General features: G+C 39.9%; 13 protein-coding genes. 6 read left to right on the forward strand and 7 right to left on the reverse strand.

The genetic code is table 11. The features are described from left to right. Nucleotides 1-95: 95 nt before the first annotated feature. The gene (locus H6G57_RS02910) at nucleotides 96-680 is read left to right on the forward strand and encodes a PepSY-associated TM helix domain-containing protein (protein WP_190515841.1); all 585 of its coding nucleotides are present in this window, start codon (nucleotides 96-98) and stop codon (nucleotides 678-680) included. Nucleotides 681-788: 108 nt separating this feature from the next. Here H6G57_RS02910 and H6G57_RS02915 read toward each other — a convergent pair whose 3' ends face one another. From H6G57_RS02915 to H6G57_RS02930, 5 genes are all read right to left on the reverse strand, one after another. Further along, complete coding sequence (locus H6G57_RS02915; protein WP_190515843.1) at nucleotides 789-1439, reverse strand: Uma2 family endonuclease; 651 nt, start codon at nucleotides 1437-1439, stop codon at nucleotides 789-791. A gap of 27 nt (nucleotides 1440-1466) precedes the next feature. Then, nucleotides 1467-1601 carry a hypothetical protein gene (locus H6G57_RS29350; protein ID WP_255528326.1) on the reverse strand — a complete coding sequence of 45 codons (135 nt, stop codon included), beginning with the start codon at nucleotides 1599-1601 and terminating at the stop codon, nucleotides 1467-1469. Next, a complete protein-coding gene (gene dxs / locus H6G57_RS02920; RefSeq protein ID WP_190515844.1) occupies nucleotides 1602-3515 on the reverse strand; it encodes a 1-deoxy-D-xylulose-5-phosphate synthase in 1914 nt (637 codons plus the stop codon). A 153-nt stretch (nucleotides 3516-3668) separates the two neighbouring features. Then, nucleotides 3669-4244, reverse strand: a complete 576-nt coding sequence (locus tag H6G57_RS02925) for a DUF924 family protein (RefSeq protein WP_190515845.1) — start codon at nucleotides 4242-4244, stop codon at nucleotides 3669-3671. Nucleotides 4245-4320: 76 nt separating this feature from the next. Continuing rightward, nucleotides 4321-4722: a bacteriohemerythrin gene (locus tag H6G57_RS02930; RefSeq protein ID WP_190515846.1), complete on the reverse strand. Its 402-nt coding sequence runs from the start codon at nucleotides 4720-4722 to the stop codon at nucleotides 4321-4323. A 182-nt stretch (nucleotides 4723-4904) separates the two neighbouring features. On the opposite strand from H6G57_RS02930, the gene leuS reads away from it, so the two are divergent. Both leuS and H6G57_RS02940 read left to right on the forward strand, forming a co-directional pair. Then, on the forward strand, nucleotides 4905-7472 hold the full coding sequence (gene leuS, locus H6G57_RS02935) for a leucine--tRNA ligase (RefSeq protein ID WP_309235660.1): 2568 nt from the start codon (nucleotides 4905-4907) through the stop codon (nucleotides 7470-7472). A gap of 357 nt (nucleotides 7473-7829) precedes the next feature. Continuing rightward, a complete protein-coding gene (locus tag H6G57_RS02940; RefSeq protein WP_190515850.1) occupies nucleotides 7830-8843 on the forward strand; it encodes a tetratricopeptide repeat protein in 1014 nt (337 codons plus the stop codon). Nucleotides 8844-9071: 228 nt separating this feature from the next. On the opposite strand, the gene H6G57_RS02945 is transcribed toward H6G57_RS02940, so the two are convergent. Beyond that, a complete protein-coding gene (locus tag H6G57_RS02945) occupies nucleotides 9072-9866 on the reverse strand; it encodes a sulfite exporter TauE/SafE family protein (protein WP_206756684.1) in 795 nt (264 codons plus the stop codon). 322 nt (nucleotides 9867-10188) lie between these two features. Between H6G57_RS02945 and petH the strand changes: the two genes are divergently transcribed. Both petH and H6G57_RS02955 read left to right on the forward strand, forming a co-directional pair. Then, entirely contained in the window at nucleotides 10189-11391 is a 1203-nt protein-coding gene (gene petH, locus H6G57_RS02950; protein ID WP_190515853.1) for a ferredoxin--NADP reductase, read from the forward strand. 150 nt (nucleotides 11392-11541) lie between these two features. Beyond that, a complete protein-coding gene (locus tag H6G57_RS02955; protein WP_190515854.1) occupies nucleotides 11542-12495 on the forward strand; it encodes a GDSL-type esterase/lipase family protein in 954 nt (317 codons plus the stop codon). A gap of 105 nt (nucleotides 12496-12600) precedes the next feature. Here the strand turns inward: H6G57_RS02955 and H6G57_RS02960 are convergent, their stop codons facing one another. Then, entirely contained in the window at nucleotides 12601-12786 is a 186-nt protein-coding gene (locus tag H6G57_RS02960) for a hypothetical protein (RefSeq protein WP_190515856.1), read from the reverse strand. A 515-nt stretch (nucleotides 12787-13301) separates the two neighbouring features. Here H6G57_RS02960 and H6G57_RS02965 point away from each other — a divergent pair. Then, on the forward strand, nucleotides 13302-17651 hold the full coding sequence (locus H6G57_RS02965; RefSeq protein ID WP_190515857.1) for a Calx-beta domain-containing protein: 4350 nt from the start codon (nucleotides 13302-13304) through the stop codon (nucleotides 17649-17651). Nucleotides 17652-17731: the final 80 nt, after the last annotated feature.

A 17731-nucleotide genomic window follows, 5' to 3' on the forward strand; every position in this document is an offset into this window, starting at 1 on the left:
TTATATTAATAACTATTTTCTCGGTCATGTGCCTACCTTTAGAGAGGTAATTTTTTTACATTTCTACAAACCTATAATTATTGAGGTTAATAATAATGCAAAATCTTCAATTTCGGAAATTTCATCGTAAAATAGCACCAATTGTATTTATTCCTTTATTTTTAACGGCTTTTACTGGAATGGTCTATCGTCTGGGAAGGACTTGGATGGGATTATCGGAAGAAAAAGCAGATATTTTCCTGATGATTCATCAAGGAGAATTTTTAGGAAAACCTTTAGTTCCGATTTATGTATTATTAGTCGGTTTAGGACTAATAGCCATGATTCTTACCGGATTGACAATGGTTCGGTTAGCTCAACAAAAACGTAAAAATCCCTCTAAAAATACTCCATTGAATGCTAGAAAAGTGCATCAAATTTTAGCACCTATTACATTCTTACCTTTATTCTTAAGTGCGTCAACAGGTATTTTCTATCGACTAGGAAATAGTTGGTTTCATATTCCTAGTGAATTTTCTAAACTCTTACTGAGAATTCATCAAGGTACTTATTTTGGCCCCTTCGGAAGAACAATTTATATTGCCTTAATCGGTTTAGGATTAATTACTATGTTAATTACCGGACTTAATTTGACCGGAATTTTTCGTAAAAAACGGGCTAAAGTTTCAGAAGAATCCTAAGTTTCAACGGAATTAGAAATCAAATTTTCTACTCAAGGCGGGAGTTGTTCGGTTGCGGTTCCTTACAACACCGTATATCCGGGTAAAGCTTCATAATTCGGATATTGATTAGGGGCTAAACTGCGATCGCACCCATTTACGAAATCCTCGCCTTGCAGCACTATCTCCTATCATTTCACTTTCCTGTAAAAACTGTAAAATTCCTTCTATTATTTGTAAGTTTCCAAAAATTAAGCTAGTTTCTACGGGTTGATATTCTTCCTCAGTTAATATAAAAATTTGTAGTTTTCTCTCAGCATAAATCCACAATTCAGGTACACCTAACGCTAAATAAGCATCAAGTTGAGTTTTTGAAGTCACATCAACTTCAATGGCTAAATCAGGAGGCGGATCAACAGATAAATCAACTCGCTTTTTTCCAATCATTAAAGCAGCATTTTGAATATAAAAACAGTTATCGGGTTCGATCCCTGCTGTCATTTCGGGTTGTTTAAAAGTTGTCGATCCAAACGTTTGTGAATCTAACTCTAATTCATCCAATAGAATTTTAACAAAATCGCTAATGAGTTCTTTTTTTATTTCATGTTCTGGTAATGGCATCCGAATTTCTAACACTCCTTGACAATAAGCAACCCGTGAAGCCCGATGTTCTCCCATTTCCTCTAAAATCGCTTCAAATTCCTGCCAACTCACCTGACGCAAGATGAGGTGTTGTCCGGGTTGAATCTCAATTTGGCGTAATTCTAAGGTGACAGCCATTTTAGCCTCCCTAACTCGATATTTTTATTATTTCCAAACTTCAGTTAAATCTAACATAAACCCTGGTAAAATATCTTCTCCTGATAAGCTGAGATTAGGCGTAATTAGAAACCCGGTTTCTTGAAGAAACCGGGTTTCTATGGTTTTTAGTTTTTGAAACAATTAACTAACTTTAGCGGGTTGTTTTTCCTGACTAAAAAAGGTGTCTCGAATTTGTTCAGAAATTTGAGAACTGGTTAAGCCTAAATCAGCAAAAGATTCATTCGGTTCAGCATGATCGACTAAAATATCAGGAACCCCGAAACGCTTCACGGGAACTACAACATTATTATCTAATAATGCTTCAGCAACAGCCGAACCAAAACCGCCCATTAAACAGCCTTCTTCTATCGTAACAACTTTACCCATTTGTTGAGCTAAAGGTGCAATTAATTCGATATCCAAAGGTTTAACAAAACGGGGATTAACTACCGTTGCTTCAATGCCATGTTCACTGAGAATTTCAGCGACTTGCATGGACATATTTACCATACTGCCATAACCCATTAATAGCAGATCATCGCCATTGCGTAAAATCTCTCCTTTGCCGATGGGTAAAGGTTCCCAGCCTTCTTCCATTAACGGAACACCTAACCCTGATCCACGGGGATAACGCATGGCAGTGGGGCCATCTGTATGCTCAATTCCAGTTACTAACATCCGTTGTAATTCGGCTTCATCTTTAGGTGCCATAATTACTAGATTAGGCAAACACCGCAGATAAGCAATATCATACATTCCTTGGTGAGTTGGGCCGTCTGCACCCACAATTCCGGCTCGATCCATACAGAAGAAAACCGGGAGCTTTTGAATACAAATATCATGGACAATTTGATCATAAGCTCGTTGCAAGAAGGTGGAATAAATTGCCACAACTGGACGCATTCCTTCTGCTGCTAAACCCGCCGCCATTGTAACCGCGTGTTGTTCCGCAATTCCCACATCAATATATTGTTTGGGCAGTTTTTTCTGAAGAATATCTAACCCAGTTCCCGTTGCCATTGCCGCCGTAATACCGACAATTCGAGGATCATTTTCACCCAATTTAACTAAGGTTTCTCCAAACACTTTAGAATAACTGGGGGGTTTGGGTTTACTAACAGGAATTGCTTTTCCTGTCGCTAAGTTAAAGGGATTTTGAGCATGATAACCGACTTGATCTTTTTCGGCGATCGCATAGCCTTTTCCTTTCACCGTTGCGACGTGAACTAACACAGGCCCCGGTATTTTATGGGCTTGTTGAAACGTATTAATTAATTCTTGTAAATCATGACCATCTACAGGCCCAACATAAGTAAAACCTAATTCTTCAAACACCGCCCCAACTTTAGGAACAGCAAGACGTTTCATCCCTTCTTTCATGCGTTCCATTTCGGGAGTAAAGGCTTCTCCAACGAAGGGTAAATGTTTAAATTGTTCTTCTAAATTATCCGTAAGAAACTGAACCGGATCACTCAGCCGCATTTTATTCAAATAACGAGAAATTGCACCCACATTGGGCGAAATTGACATCTCGTTATCATTCAGAACCACCATTAAATTAGTATGAGGTAAATGTCCGGCGTGGTTAATGGCTTCTAATGCCATTCCTCCCGTTAAAGCGCCATCTCCAATAATGGCAACGACTTTAAAGTTTTCCCCTTTCATATCCCGTGCTAAAGCCATGCCTAAACCAGCAGAAATACTGGTAGAAGCGTGTCCAGCACCAAAATGATCGAATTTACTTTCACAGCGTTTTAAATAGCCAGCAACGCCATCTTTTTGCCTTAAGGTGTGAAAATTTTGATAACGTCCGGTGATTAATTTATGGGGATAGGCTTGGTGTCCCACATCCCAAAGAACTTTATCTCGATCGAGATCCAGGGTTTGATACAATCCTAACGTCAGTTCCACCACACCCAACCCTGGCCCTAAATGTCCACCAGTGGCGGCAACGGTTTCTAAGTGTTTCTCGCGGATCTGGCGGGCGATTTGTTCGAGTTGAGAAATCGACAAACCATGTAGTTGATTTGGATGAGTAATTTCGCTTAGGTGCATATTTGTTAAATACCTTCAAGTCACCATGAAGTTAACGTTTCGGGAAAATGGCCCAATTTTCCAGGCATTAGGCCGAATTATCAACATCAATGTCATGGTAGCAGGGAAGAGGGTGATGGGGTATTGACAGTTAAGGGTTGACGATTAATCAGCTTAAAATGACGAGTTGGGTTGGGTGAGGAATTCGAGTTCACTAGGAGTGCTGGGACGGCTTAAAATCACGTTACGATGGGGGAAGCGTCCGAATTTTTGAATAATATTAAAGTGGGCGATCGCATAATCAAACATGGATGCGGTATTGGGATCATTTTTTAAGGTTTCAAATAATTCGACACAACGAGTTTGATCGGCTAAATTTTCGCTATGTTCAAGGGGAAGATAAATAAAAGCCCGTTGTACCATAATTATCTGTTGATCATATTTTTGATCAAGGGCATACTTGGCGATGGTTAATGCTTTTTCATCGGTAGCAAAGGCTTGGGGTGTTCCTCGAAATAGATTGCGAGAAAATTGATCTAAGGTAATAATTAAGGCTAAACAACTTAACGGTGAATTTTGCCAAAAATCAAGTTGGTTTGTCGCAGCAAGTTCATAGGTTGGGAGAAAACGAGTCCTGATTTCTTGATCAAAAGTAGGATTTGTCATAAACCAAGCAGGTTTAGGTTTACCATAGTCGGGGTCATGGGGATGACCAAACCAGAAGCTTAAAATTTCTTCAAATTTCTCCATAATTGTTTTCAATCTCCAGCAATTTATTGTAATAATATTGGTTCTTCCTATGTCAGGGCTGTTTCATGAAACATCTCTACTCGGATTTTTTGACATAAGACTGAAGCCGAGTATCAATACTTTTAATATGGTTGACAAACCAATCTAATAATTCTTGCTTAACTTGAGTTACAATCAACTCTAAAGACTGTTTTAGCTCAATTTTATGATTAATATCTTGCAGGGTAATCAAAAATTTAGCATGGGCATCTTTATTATTACAAGCAACTGGACATTTATAGAGAGCCATGCAAGATTCTTCATAATTAAAGTGATTATTAATATACATTTTCAAAAATCCCATAATGGCTCGGAGTTCCTGCTCTCCTTTCTGACTTTCCATTGCTTCCAATAGCTGATCCATTTGATCTAATAACTGTTCATGTTGACAGTCTAGCAACGGAATCCCAATTTTTAAAGAATCGTTCCACGTTCTCATGGTATTTTTACCTAAATTTTTATCCTTTGATCTGGATTTACTTTGACCCATCATAAACGAAAAAACCTCTAACTGTAGGGTGCGTAAGCGGAGCGCACACACCAATAAACAGTCAACAGTCAACACCAATATGTAAAAATGATAAAGAAAACAAGAAAACGTATCCGGCACGAAGTATGGCTGTGGAGTCCCGATATAATCCTGCGTCTCTCGAACAAAAGTGGCAACAAACCTGGGCACAACAGGGGTTGTACAAAACCCCAACTGATAAAAATCAGCCCAAATTTTATGCACTCTCCATGTTCCCCTATCCGTCGGGGAGTCTGCACATGGGTCACGTTCGCAACTACACTATTACTGACGTGATCGCCCGACTCAAACGGATGCAAGGCTATCGTGTCCTGCACCCGATGGGATGGGACGCCTTTGGACTACCCGCCGAAAACGCCGCCATTGACCGAGGAGTTCCTCCGGCGGAATGGACGTATCAAAATATTGCCCAAATGCGAGAACAATTGCAAAAATTAGGGTTCTCTATTGATTGGGAAAAAGAAGTAACCACCTGTTCGCCGGAATATTACCGTTGGACACAGTGGATTTTCTTACAATTTTATAAGTGCGGACTGGCTTATCAAAAAGAAGCGGCGGTGAATTGGGACCCAATTGATCAAACCGTTCTCGCTAATGAACAAGTTGATAATGAAGGACGGTCTTGGCGGTCTGGAGCGATTGTTGAACAGAAATTATTGCGGCAATGGTTCTTAAAAATTACCGATTATGCTAACGAATTACTCAACGATTTAGAACATTTAAACGGATGGCCGGAACGAGTTAAATTAATGCAAGCCAATTGGATTGGGCAATCCATTGGAGCACAGTTAGAATTTCCGATTATTGGATTAGATGAAAACATTGCTGTTTTTACCACTCGTCCCGATACGGTTTATGGGGTTTCCTATGTGGTATTAGCCCCAGAACATCCCTTGGTTTCTCAGGTAACAACCCCTGAACAAAAAGCAACTGTAGAAGCATTTATTCAAGAGGTTAAAAACCAAAGTAACACGGATCGGACTTCTGAAGATAAACCCAAACGGGGCGTTCCTACAGGGGGAAAAGCCATTAATCCGTTTAATGAGGAAGAAATTCCGATTTGGATTGCGGATTATGTTTTATATGAATATGGAACAGGCGCAGTCATGGGGGTTCCCGCCCATGATACCCGTGATTTTCAATTTGCGACTCAATATGATTTACCCATCAAACAGGTGATTGTTCCTGATGATGCGGATAATGATAATGAGGAGAATGATCAAGTTAAAATGGCTTATACCGGAACGGGAATTTTAGTCGAATCCTGTAATTTTAGTGGAGAACATTCTGAACACGCTAAACAAGCCATTATTAACTATGCGGAAGATGAAGGATATGGTAAAGGAATTATTCAATATCGCCTAAGAGATTGGTTGATTTCTCGTCAACGATATTGGGGTGCACCGATTCCGATTATTCATTGTCCCAAGTGTGGGGCGGTGGCCGTTCCTGATGAAGATTTACCTGTAAAATTGCCGGAAAATGTCAAATTTAGTGGTCGGGGGCCATCACCTTTAGCGCAATTAGAAGACTGGGTAAATGTTACTTGTCCGAACTGTGGAACTGATGCTAAACGGGAAACCGATACGATGGATACCTTTATTGATTCCTCTTGGTATTTCTTGCGTTATCCTGATGCTAGAAATGATCAAGAAGTCTTCAATTCAGCGATTACAAATGATTGGATGAGCGTCGATCAATATGTGGGTGGCATTGAACACGCCATTTTACATTTATTATACTCTCGATTCTTTACTAAAGTATTGCGCGATCGCGGATTATTACAGTGTAAAGAACCGTTTGAGCGGTTATTAACTCAAGGGATGGTGCAGGGAATTACCTATAAAAATCGGAATACTGGAAAGTATTTTGCACCTTCACAAGTGAGTCCTAGTAATCCCCAAGATCCTGAAACGGGAGAAAAGTTAGAAGTCTTCTTTGAGAAGATGTCTAAATCGAAATATAATGGCGTTGATCCGTTGGAAGTCATGGGGAAATATGGCGCTGATACAGCCCGGATGTTTATTTTATTTAAAGCTCCTCCTGAAAAGGATTTAGAATGGGATGATGCCGATGTTGAAGGACAATTTCGCTTTTTAAATCGGGTATGGCGAATTGTAACTGAATTTGCTGAAGTTTCAACTTCTAAACCTAAGAATCGGGAATTAACTAAAGTTGAAAAAGACTTAAAACGGGCGATTCATACGGCGATTAAAGAAGTCACTGAGGATTTAGACGGAGACTATCAATTTAATACGGCGGTTTCAGAATTAATGAAACTCAGTAATGCGTTATCTGAAGCTGATTGTAAAGCGTCTCCTATCTATTTGGAAGGAATTGAAACGCTGTTAAAATTATTAGCACCGTTTGCTCCTCATATTGCGGAAGAATTGTGGCAAATGATTGGTAAAACCGGATCAATTCATACTCAAACCTGGCCGGAATATGACCCTGAAGCGTTAGTGGTTGATGAAATTACCTTAGTGATTCAAATTAATGGTAAAACACGCGGTACGCTTCAAGTCCCAGCAGCAGCCAATCATCAAACCTTAGAAGAATATGCCCGAAATTCTGAAGTCAGTCAACGTCATATCGGAGACAAAACGATTAAAAAAGTGATTGTTGTCCCTGGAAAATTAGTGAATTTCGTTGTCGCTTAACCCAGAAACTGAATCCCTTATCTTAATTTTCCTCCAAACTTTTCCGGTTTGGGGGTTTTTTATTGAGAATAAATTAAATAAGGTCAATTTACCCTCTAATTAAAAACCAATGTCAAGATTGCTAATCATGAGTTGGATCTCGGCGAGGAGACTCACACCTAAATTCTCAATTTGATATCATAGAAAGTGCGTAGGGCTATGCCTGAAAGGGCGAGGAAGTCTCTAGTTGTGTTTAGACTTATCCATCATCAACGGATGAGTTCATCAAGCTCAAAATCTAAATCCTAATCCTGAGTCGAGCTTGTTGATTTTAATAGAGTTGAATTAATAGAACTTAATAAACCAAGAGGAAGTTTCATGTTTAATAATATTAAGCGTTTTTATGAACAAGGCTTAAAAAAAGCACGCCAAGGCAATTATCGGGGTGCGTTGAAAGATTTTGATCAAGTGATTCAATTAAACCCTAATTATGCCAACGCTTATAATAATAGGGGTTTAGTTTATTATTATTTGAAAGAGTATGAACAAGCGGTTAATGATTTAACAAAAGCTTTAGAAATAGAACCAAAATTACCCGATGCTTATCTAAATCGGGGGAATGCTTGGAGACATTTGGGAAAATACGAAAAAGCGATTCAGGATTTTAAAGTGGCTCTAAATTTTAATCCTAAAAGTGATGCAGTTTATAATAATTTGGGATTAGCGATCGCTCAATCAGGTAGTTATCAAGATGCTATTAATCATTATAATCAAGCGATTAGTTTAAACCCCGACAATCATAAAACCTATTATAATCGAGGTCGAGCTTTTTATTTATTAGGAAATAAAGAAAAAGCAGTGGAGGATTTTAATAAAGCAACGGAATTAGAATTTAATTATATTAAAGCTTATATTAATCGAGGATTGTGTCATCATCAATTAGGAAATCATGAGCGAGCTATTCGAGATTATAACCGAGCTTTACAAATTGATCCTTATAATGTTTATGCCTATTATAACCGAGGTTGTGTTTATCATAGTTTAAAAGACTATCAATCGGCAATTGCTGATTTTGATCAAGTTCTCAATATTGATCCTAATTTTATTAAAGCTTATTTAAACCGAGGATTAGCTCGTTATAAATTGGGGGATGAATCCGGTGCAAATAAAGATTTTTATCATGTCATGTGTGTGAACTCAGATACCTATATTCATTATCAAGCTCAACGGGGAATTTCCGATCACGCTCCCTATTCTAAAAATGCTCCTAAAATTGACGTTCAACAGGGTGGAGAATATTTTTATACAACCTTTCTCAACGGTTTATGGGATACGGAAGACCTAGAACAACGGGAGTCCACTATCTGTGAAGCGGAATTTATAAATGAATAAAATACAATTCGTAGGGTGCGTAAGCTCCGCGCACGCACCATTATTTTATCTAATAACTTTCTTAATCAAATTATTGTAAAATTAGACTATTGAGATTTTTGATCAAGATTATAGATTTTAAAATTAATCATAAATAAATTAATTTTTATAGCCGGAAATAGGGAATAGCTTAATTTTGAAAATTCGGGTTTTAGTTGCGTGCGCGGAGCTTACGCACCCTACTATTATTTAAAACAATAACATATTTAAACTAATCAATAAAAGAAATAAAGCAAACGCTGTTCGTAGTTTTTCCCCTGAAATAATATGGGACAGCGTTGTTCCCCAAAACGCTCCTAAAATAGTAAACGGAGCAATTAATAATAAAGCAGGCCAATAAATATATCCTGTAAATCCAGGGAGAAAAGAAGCCCTATGAGGAGATAATAAAAAGGCTAAGGTTCCTAAAATAGAAATGGGTAAACTAAAAGATGAAGATGTACCTACTACTTCATACATCGGTAATCCACAATAAATTAAAAAGGGAACACTAATTGCACCGCCTCCAACTCCTAAAAGCCCTGATTTGAACCCGATTCCTAGCCCGACTGCATTGATAATTGCTAATCCGGGTAAAGTTTTTGATTGGGGTTGAGGTTTAAAATCTAACAAAAGTTTAAGAGAAATCACAAATAAAAATAAACCAAAAATTATTTTTAGCCAATCTGTTGATAAGGTATTATCGAGTATTGATCCTAATAAAACACCGAATAAAATCCCCGGAAGAATTTTCCAAAACACTCCCCATTGCACATCTCCTTTAGAATGATGGGCTAAAATAGAAGAAGTTGCTGTACAAACCATAACACTCATGGAAGTGGCGATCGCAACGTGCATCACCAAATCATGGGGAAACTCCATTAAATTAAAAATATAAAATAACCCTGGAACAACCAACATCCCTCCCCCAATTCCCAATAATCCTGCTGCGGTTCCAGCCGTTAGTCCCAGTGCTACTAATAAAATCCAAGGTAGAATTCCCATCATACAATCCTCAAAAGAAGTTTTAAGCTATAGGTTTTGCACTCAACTTTTAAGGGTGAACTTTATTGTCTCATACAATTTTCCCCTCAGTTCTGAGTTCCCCTTCTGTCAAGCTCTTCCCAATTGGGATTAGCCGATGAACACTACGCTGTAAAATAGTGCAAAGTGCAAATTGGTAACAGCAACGACCCCTGGCCCAGCGTGAGAGGGGATAGGGATGTTTGACTATTTTTGTCAATTGCACGTTAAAAAAAACCTGAAGTGATGTATTAGTCACATTTTGTTAGTTAAGAGCTTCGGTATTCTAAGGGAGAAGAAACGAATGTATCTCAAGAGTGGAACTGGTGTTGCAACAAAGACAGGAGCCAATAGCCGCGTCTTTATCTTTGAAGTCGAGGGAATGCGACAAGGGGAGAATACAGACAAACTCAACTTTCCAATTCGTCGCAGTGGTGCAGTTTACATCACTGTGCCCTATGAGCGCATGAATCAAGAAATGCGTCGCATTTCCCGGATGGGAGGAAAAATTGTCAGTATTCGCCCCGCAGGTGAACCTCATGCTGCAACGACCGTGGTTCCCGGAAATGGACAACAGAGCCAACCCTCTCAAGAAAAAACTAAGCCCATGACTCACGCCAAGGCTAAAACAGATATTCCTATTAATATCTACCGTCCGAACAAGCCCTATATGGGGCAATGTATCGAGAACTATGAACTGGTGGGTGAAGGGGGTTTAGGTACAGTCCGTCACCTCACCTTTGACATCTCCGGCGGAGATTTACGTTATCTCGAAGGTCAAAGTATTGGGATTATTCCTCCTGGAAACGATAACAAAGGTAAACCCCACAAGTTAAGGCTGTATTCAATTGCCTCCACTCGTCATGGTGACAAACTGGATGATAAAACCATTTCCTTGTGTGTTCGTCAACTGGAATATAAACATCCTGAAACCGGGGAAACCGTCTATGGGGTTTGTTCGACTTATCTGTGCAATTTAGAAGTGGGGGCTGATGTTGCCATTACTGGGCCAGTGGGTAAGGAAATGTTATTACCCGATGACGAAGAAGCCACTGTGGTTATGATGGCAACGGGTACAGGAATTGCACCTTTCCGGGCTTTCCTGTGGCGGATGTTCAAAGAACAACATCAAGATTATAAATTCCGAGGGTTAGCTTGGTTATTCTTTGGAATTCCCTACACTGCCAATATTCTGTATAAAGAAGATTTGGAACAATTACAACGGGAATTTCCCGATAACTTCCGCTTAACTTATGCCATTAGTCGTGAACAACAAAATCCCCAAGGTGGCAGAATGTACATTCAAGATCGGATTAAAGAAAACGCCGATGAATTGTGGCAGTTAGTTCAGAAAGAAAATACCCATACCTATATTTGTGGTCTTAAAGGTATGGAAGGCGGTATTGATGAAGGAATGTCTGCGGCTGCGGGTAAATTTGATGTCAACTGGAATGATTATCAAAAACAACTCAAGAAAGCAGAGCGTTGGCACGTTGAAACTTACTAAATCGGTTTAGAGATTTTATGAACTGTCTGCATCAATCAAAACTGATCCAGTAACGTTCTCAAGAAGTCTCTTTCAAATTGGTTTAAGTGCGAGGGATTATTTTATTCCTCGCTTTTATTATTTGAAAACCAGAGAATAAAGTAATCGCTTATGATCCCAAAATCAGGACTTGAAATGTACCAACAACGGCTTTTTGCTTTGCATACAAGCCAAATTTATACTCGTTTATCAGGAGAGGTTTATCAACCCACTTATCAAGATTGGCTGAATATATTAAAGCAGGAAGTCAATTTAATTAAAACGGAAACTTCTGAAAATATAGGTTTATCTCGCCTTAATATTTTATTGGGAGATTCCTTGAGTATGTGGTTTCCTAATTCTTTATTACCATCAGGAAGATTATGGTTAAATCAAGGAATTTCAGGGGATACAACAAGGGGAATTTTGCAACGTTTAGATATTTTTGATCAAATTCATCCCGATGCAATTTATATTTTAGCGGGAATTAATGATTTAAAGAATAAGGTTTCTGTGAAAGAAATATTAGGAAATTATCAAAAAATTTTAGATTATCTAAAACAAAAATATCCTGAGACGCAAATTTTAGTTCAATCTATTTTTCCAACAAAATTACCCACAGAAACCCTAACATTTTCGATTCCTAATTCTTTAATTCGAGAACTCAACCAAAATCTTGCTCAACAGATTAAAAATCGAGGGATCATTTATTTAGATTTTCATCAACGATTCACCGATAATCACGGAAATATTCGCCCTGAGTTAACCAGCGATGGCTTACACCTCAGCTTAGAAGGTTACAAAGTTTGGCAATTTGCCCTCAAACAAACTGAGTCTCGCCTCACTAAAAATCGAGATCATAACTATCAAAACTGGTTAAAAAAATCATCAGAATTTCCCTTAGACGGAAAATCTTATACCTGGGTTTCCTACCCCGTTAAACTCGGAGATACCCTACAAAAAGTTACCCTCAACACATTAGGACGAGAGGATTTTGACTATTGCGATTTAATCGCCATCCGAAACAACCTCACATCTGAGGTTCTCTCGATTGATGATGTGATTGAAATCCCGCAATTGATCTGAATTGGGGATTGAGGAGAAAGATCCCTTTTTTTCTTCGCCCCACACCCCATATTAGGCCTTGTCCCCTATCTCCCGTTGGTTTTCCCGGTGGATAACCAAACTGGACTAGAGAGTTTGCCGAGAAATGAATTTTTCTAGGTCTGCCTGAGTTTGCTGGAGCATTTGCTCGCGAGAATCACGCGCTTGAGTCAGGTTGGGAACTAAGTTACGAGCTTGTAACGTCATGTGCAGTTGCAGATCTGCTACATAGGCACTAACGCCTTGATGATTAGAAGTTGTTGAGTATCCCATCTCTAACTTCACAGGTTTTTCTCCCTTCATTAGAACAGTGTTTCGTCGTCATTGGTAAGGTATCACAGCTTTTGTGCGACTGAATCATCTTGTAACGAAGTTTAATCCTTTAGGGGGTGATCTTTACAGTTCGTTACAAATCCCGGAAGATAACATACACCCCAAAATCTAACCCTCAGTAATTTCAGCGTTGAACTTTGTTAACGGGAGCAAAACTCATGGGTAGACTATCTAATATTAGGAGTATTTCTATGCCAGTCAGTGGACCTAAAAAAATGAAAACTCTAAAAACCCGTTCTCAGTTTGGAAAAGACGTATAGCTTAATTAAATTTTTCCTTTAATATTTTGACCGTCTACTTAAGCTAAACATTTAGCACAGGACTAACCGATCCAGGGATAGGATACACCCGAATAGGGTTACTAAGATATTTTGTATTTTACGATACAGAAAAATATACGGTTTAACCCATTTCTTACTTAAAATCAACCACCAACATAAATTGGGCTTCTGAATATGACACAGCTTATTGGCACAGTCAGCAACGATTTATTAACCGGGACACCCGAACCCGATGAAATTCTAGGATTTGTTGGAAACGACACCTTAGAAGGATTAGCCGAAAACGATATCCTCAACGGAGGCCAAGATCAAGATTTGCTTTCTGGGGGTATCGGCAATGATCTTCTATTTGGGGATATTGGCAACGATACCCTAGAAGGAGACTCAGGAGATGACCTGATTTATGGTAATGCTGGGGACGATCAACTCAATGGCGGTGAAGGTGCGGATCTGCTATTTGGTGGACAAGGCAGTGATACACTATTTGATAGTGGTGGCAATGATCTTTTATTTGGAGATAGAGGAAACGACCTACTTTATAGTGGAACCGGAGTCAATGAACTTACTGGCGGAGGCGGTTCCGATGTATTTGTAATTGGTCGAGAACTGCTCGACGGTCAACTTGATATTGTGACTGATTTTCGGATTGGAGTTGATTTAATTGGATTAACCAATAACTTAAAATTTAGCGATTTACGGTTTGTACAAGTTGGAAACGATACCGTTATTGAAGATAAACTAAGTAATCAACAACTTATTTTAGTTCAAGAAATCGAAGCGACAGTTCTCAATAATCAAGCTAACTTTACTCAATCGATTGAAAGCAGTACGCCAATTATTGAGTTTACTAATACCACTCCCTTGCAAGTTCAAGAAGGTGAAACCTCAGCCTTGTTAGTCAATGTTCAACGAGCAGGCTCTCCTTTAAATACGGTGAGTGCCACCCTAGGGTTAAAAACCGATACGGCTACATCCAGCGATGTCAGTTTAGAAGCCATTGAAGTCGTCTTTCAACCCTATGAAACCTTCAAAGTTGTCTCGGTTCCGATCAATATTGTTGATGATCAGCAACCCGAACCGAATGAAAGCTTTCAGTTAACCCTATCTAACCCGAAAGGGGGCGCAACCCTTGGAGAATCTGAAGAAATAGCCGTCACCCTCCAGGATAATGATGTTAGTTCATCTTCTTCCCCTCTCCCAACGACATCATCCCTCTTCATTCCCCTGCCACCCTCCCCCTCCACCATTAGTTTATCTCTGTCTCCTGATACAGTTGCAGAAGATTCTGGCGTACCCTTGGTGTATACTTTTACCCGTCAGGGTGGTTCCCTCAATTTACCCATTACTGTTAATTTTAATGTTGGAGGTACGGCAAAACTCGGAGAAAATTACACAACTAATGACGGAACTTTCACTCCTTCCCAAGGCAGTGTTTCCTTCCCAGCCAATATCACCACTGCAACGGTTACAATTGTTCCTATTAATGATGACAAATTTGAAGAAGTTGGAAAAACTGTTGATCTAACTTTAGTAGAATCCGGCTTTCTGTACACGGCTAATCCCCAAGAATCTACGGCTCTAGGAACTATCACTAGCGAAGATCCTCCACCCAAACCCCCGGTTTATAACTTTAGTCAGGCTGAATATTCGGTCTTTGAAGGCGATCCAGACATTCCTCAGAAGGCTAGTATTACGATTAACCGCAGCTTTGATACTGATTTGGTGTCTAGTGTCAAAATTCTCCTGACTCCGGCTTTACAAAACGGCGGAACACCGGGCGTTGATGTGGAACCGACGGAAATCTCCTTAGTTTTTGCTGAAGGTGAGACTCAAAAAACCTTTGAAATCCCTGTTATTGGAGATAATACCATTGAACCCTCCGAAGTCATAGTCTTATCATTTGATCCAGATAACTTTCAACCCAGTGGACAACCTGGAACCATCAACCCCCAAGCCGAACTTAATATTAATGATGATGATGGCCCTACTACTTATGATTTTGCCAGTAAGTTCTTCCAAACCCTGGAAGGTAATTCAACGAATGTGACTCAGGTTGTTGAGGTTAACCGTTCTGGGGATATTAATGTAGATTCTTCTGTTAATGTTAACCTGACGGGAGTTAATGCTGTCCCTAATGTAGATTTTGCTCCAGGGCCAGTCACGGTTAATTTTAAAGCCGGAGAAATCACTCAAACGGTTCCTATTACGATTACAGGGGATTTGGGATCTGATCAAAACAAAACTATTAATCTATCCCTGAGTGCTCCCCCAGGCAGTTTAGTGGGAAATCTCCATCCCACTGCGGATTTACTGGTGATTGATGATGATAATGTTCCCACCTATGATTTCACAACTAATGTTTATGAGGTGCGGGAAAATAATGCTGATATTACTTACAGTGAAGTCACTGTGATTCGTTCAGGAAAAGTTGATATAGCTTCATCGGTAACGGTTAATTTAAACACAGGTTCCCCCAACGGAGCTACCCCAGAAGAAGATTATTCTCCTTCTGAAATCCCCCTACAATTCTTACCGGGAGAAACGAGCAAAACTCTACAAATTACGATTAAAGGAGATGAGGTATCGGAATCGACCGAGGCGATCGCTCTGTCATTTTCCAATTTTGATAACGAGGGTCAAGCGGGAACAACTGTACCGGACGCTATTCTCACGATTACAGATGATGATTCCCCACCTACTTATAATTTCGTACAAAATAACTATGAAGTTGAAGAAGGGGATGCTTCCAGTCAGTTTAATCAGGTTGAAGTGGCTCGTTCAGGGGATATTAGTCAACAGTCCAGTGTGGATGTGGTCTTAACCAGTGTTACTGCGATCTCCGATACAGATTTCAAACCAGGGCCAATACGACTGACTTTTGCTCCTAATCAAGATAAGCAAACCGTTCCGATTGAAATTATTGGCAATGTACGAGTTCAGCCTGACCGAACCTTCAAACTATCCTTTGATAACTTTACCAATAATGGGCAAGTAGGAAACGATAACCCGACTACGGTTGTTACGATTGATGATGATGATAAGGCTACCCTGAGTCTCACCACTGTAGAAGCGATTGCCACCGAACCGACGACGACGAAGGTTGAAAACGAACAGCCCAAGAACGGAGTTTATCGGATTAGTCGTGCACCTGATACCTATGGAAATTTAACAGTTAATCTTGCCCTGACACCCGATAAAATCTCTGCCAACGACTACACTCTGACAACTTCAACGGGGCAAGCTATTACAATTAATAATGATTCTACTGCTGTTGTTACCCTTCCCAATGACCAAGCCAGCCTTGATATTATTCTAACTCCGATTGATGATATTCCCGCAGAGGCTGATGAGTCTTTGACCTTGGCTTTGGCAGAAGGGGATTACAAGATTAGTCCCAAAGAAAACACCGCAACGGTTACGATTCAAGCCAATGATACGGCTGTTACCCAACTCGGTGATGGACAAAAAAGTCAAACCCCAGAAGATTATGCTTTAGTAGAAGGTTCCTTACGTCAAGCGATTCTGAATGCTGAGTCTCTCACCGGAGAAGATACGATTACCTTTGCTGATCAAGCTTCCTCTGGGGTGATTAACCTCACGGGTGCTTTGCCCGCCCTCAACAGTGATATTATCTTCGACGGCCCCGGAGCGGATCAACTCAGCATTCGTCGGGATACTGGAGGGGACTATAACATTTTTAACGTGAATGGAGGCAATATCACGATTGAGGGATTGAAACTCACCAATGGCTTCCCGGAGGGAACTATACCCAGTAGCTCCAGTACCACTACAGGCAGCCGAGGCGGTGCGATTAATATTACCTCATCCACCAGTAATGTTCAGGTCATCGATAGTTGGCTAGATGGAAACCAAGCGAATAACGGAGGAGCGATCGCGAATTCGGGTAAACTGACGATTCAAAATAGCACTATTAGTAATAATCAAGGCAGCAATGGAGGCGGCGTTATTGTTATTGATGGTCAAGTCCAAATTATTAATAGCACCATTGCTAATAATATCGCTAATATCGGGGGTGGAGTGTTTAATTCTGTGGCGGAGTTGACGATTACAAATAGCACTATAGGTTTCAACCAAGCCACCGGAAATAGTGGCGGTGTCCGAAATATTGGAGGGGTCAGCAATCTGAAAAACACGATCATTGCCAGTAACACGGCTCCTTTTAATCCTGATGTGGGGGCCTCTATTGAATTTGCTTTCAATAGTGGGGGTAACAACTTAATTGGAGACGGAACTGGAGGGGAAGGTTTAATCAATGGGGTTGATAACGATATTGTCGGTAGCAGCACCACTCCTATTGATCCGTTACTGAGTCCTTTACAAAATAATGGGGGAACCACACCGACTCTAGCTTTAGCCAGCACTAGCTTGGCGATTAATGCCGGAAATAATAGCTTTGCTATCCCCTATACAAACCCCGGACTATTTGACCAACGAGGGCCTAACTTTACCCGGATTGTTAACAACATCATTGACATTGGGGCATTTGAATATCAACTGATTTAATCAGTTATCAGTCAACAGTTATCAGTTCTCAGTGCAAGAGTTGACTGATAACTGGTACAGACGCGCCATGGCGCGTCTCT

The organism is Planktothrix sp. FACHB-1365, from assembly GCF_014697575.1.
GTDB lineage: Bacteria > Cyanobacteriota > Cyanobacteriia > Cyanobacteriales > Microcoleaceae > Planktothrix.

What these genes read in the sequence shown, in the direction of transcription:
- H6G57_RS02925 (WP_190515845.1), bottom strand. Translation starts at nt 4,244, where the DNA reads ATGGAGAAATTTGAAGAAATTTTAAGCTTCTGGTTTGGTCATCCCCAT.
- petH (WP_190515853.1), top strand. Translation starts at nt 10,189, where the DNA reads ATGTATCTCAAGAGTGGAACTGGTGTTGCAACAAAGACAGGAGCCAAT.
- H6G57_RS02910 (WP_190515841.1), top strand. Translation starts at nt 96, where the DNA reads ATGCAAAATCTTCAATTTCGGAAATTTCATCGTAAAATAGCACCAATT.
- H6G57_RS02960 (WP_190515856.1), bottom strand. Translation starts at nt 12,786, where the DNA reads ATGGGATACTCAACAACTTCTAATCATCAAGGCGTTAGTGCCTATGTA.
- H6G57_RS02955 (WP_190515854.1), top strand. Translation starts at nt 11,542, where the DNA reads ATGATCCCAAAATCAGGACTTGAAATGTACCAACAACGGCTTTTTGCT.
- H6G57_RS02940 (WP_190515850.1), top strand. Translation starts at nt 7,830, where the DNA reads ATGTTTAATAATATTAAGCGTTTTTATGAACAAGGCTTAAAAAAAGCA.
- H6G57_RS02965 (WP_190515857.1), top strand. Translation starts at nt 13,302, where the DNA reads ATGACACAGCTTATTGGCACAGTCAGCAACGATTTATTAACCGGGACA.
- dxs (WP_190515844.1), bottom strand. Translation starts at nt 3,515, where the DNA reads ATGCACCTAAGCGAAATTACTCATCCAAATCAACTACATGGTTTGTCG.
- H6G57_RS02945 (WP_206756684.1), bottom strand. Translation starts at nt 9,866, where the DNA reads ATGGGAATTCTACCTTGGATTTTATTAGTAGCACTGGGACTAACGGCT.
- H6G57_RS02930 (WP_190515846.1), bottom strand. Translation starts at nt 4,722, where the DNA reads ATGAGAACGTGGAACGATTCTTTAAAAATTGGGATTCCGTTGCTAGAC.
- H6G57_RS02915 (WP_190515843.1), bottom strand. Translation starts at nt 1,439, where the DNA reads ATGGCTGTCACCTTAGAATTACGCCAAATTGAGATTCAACCCGGACAA.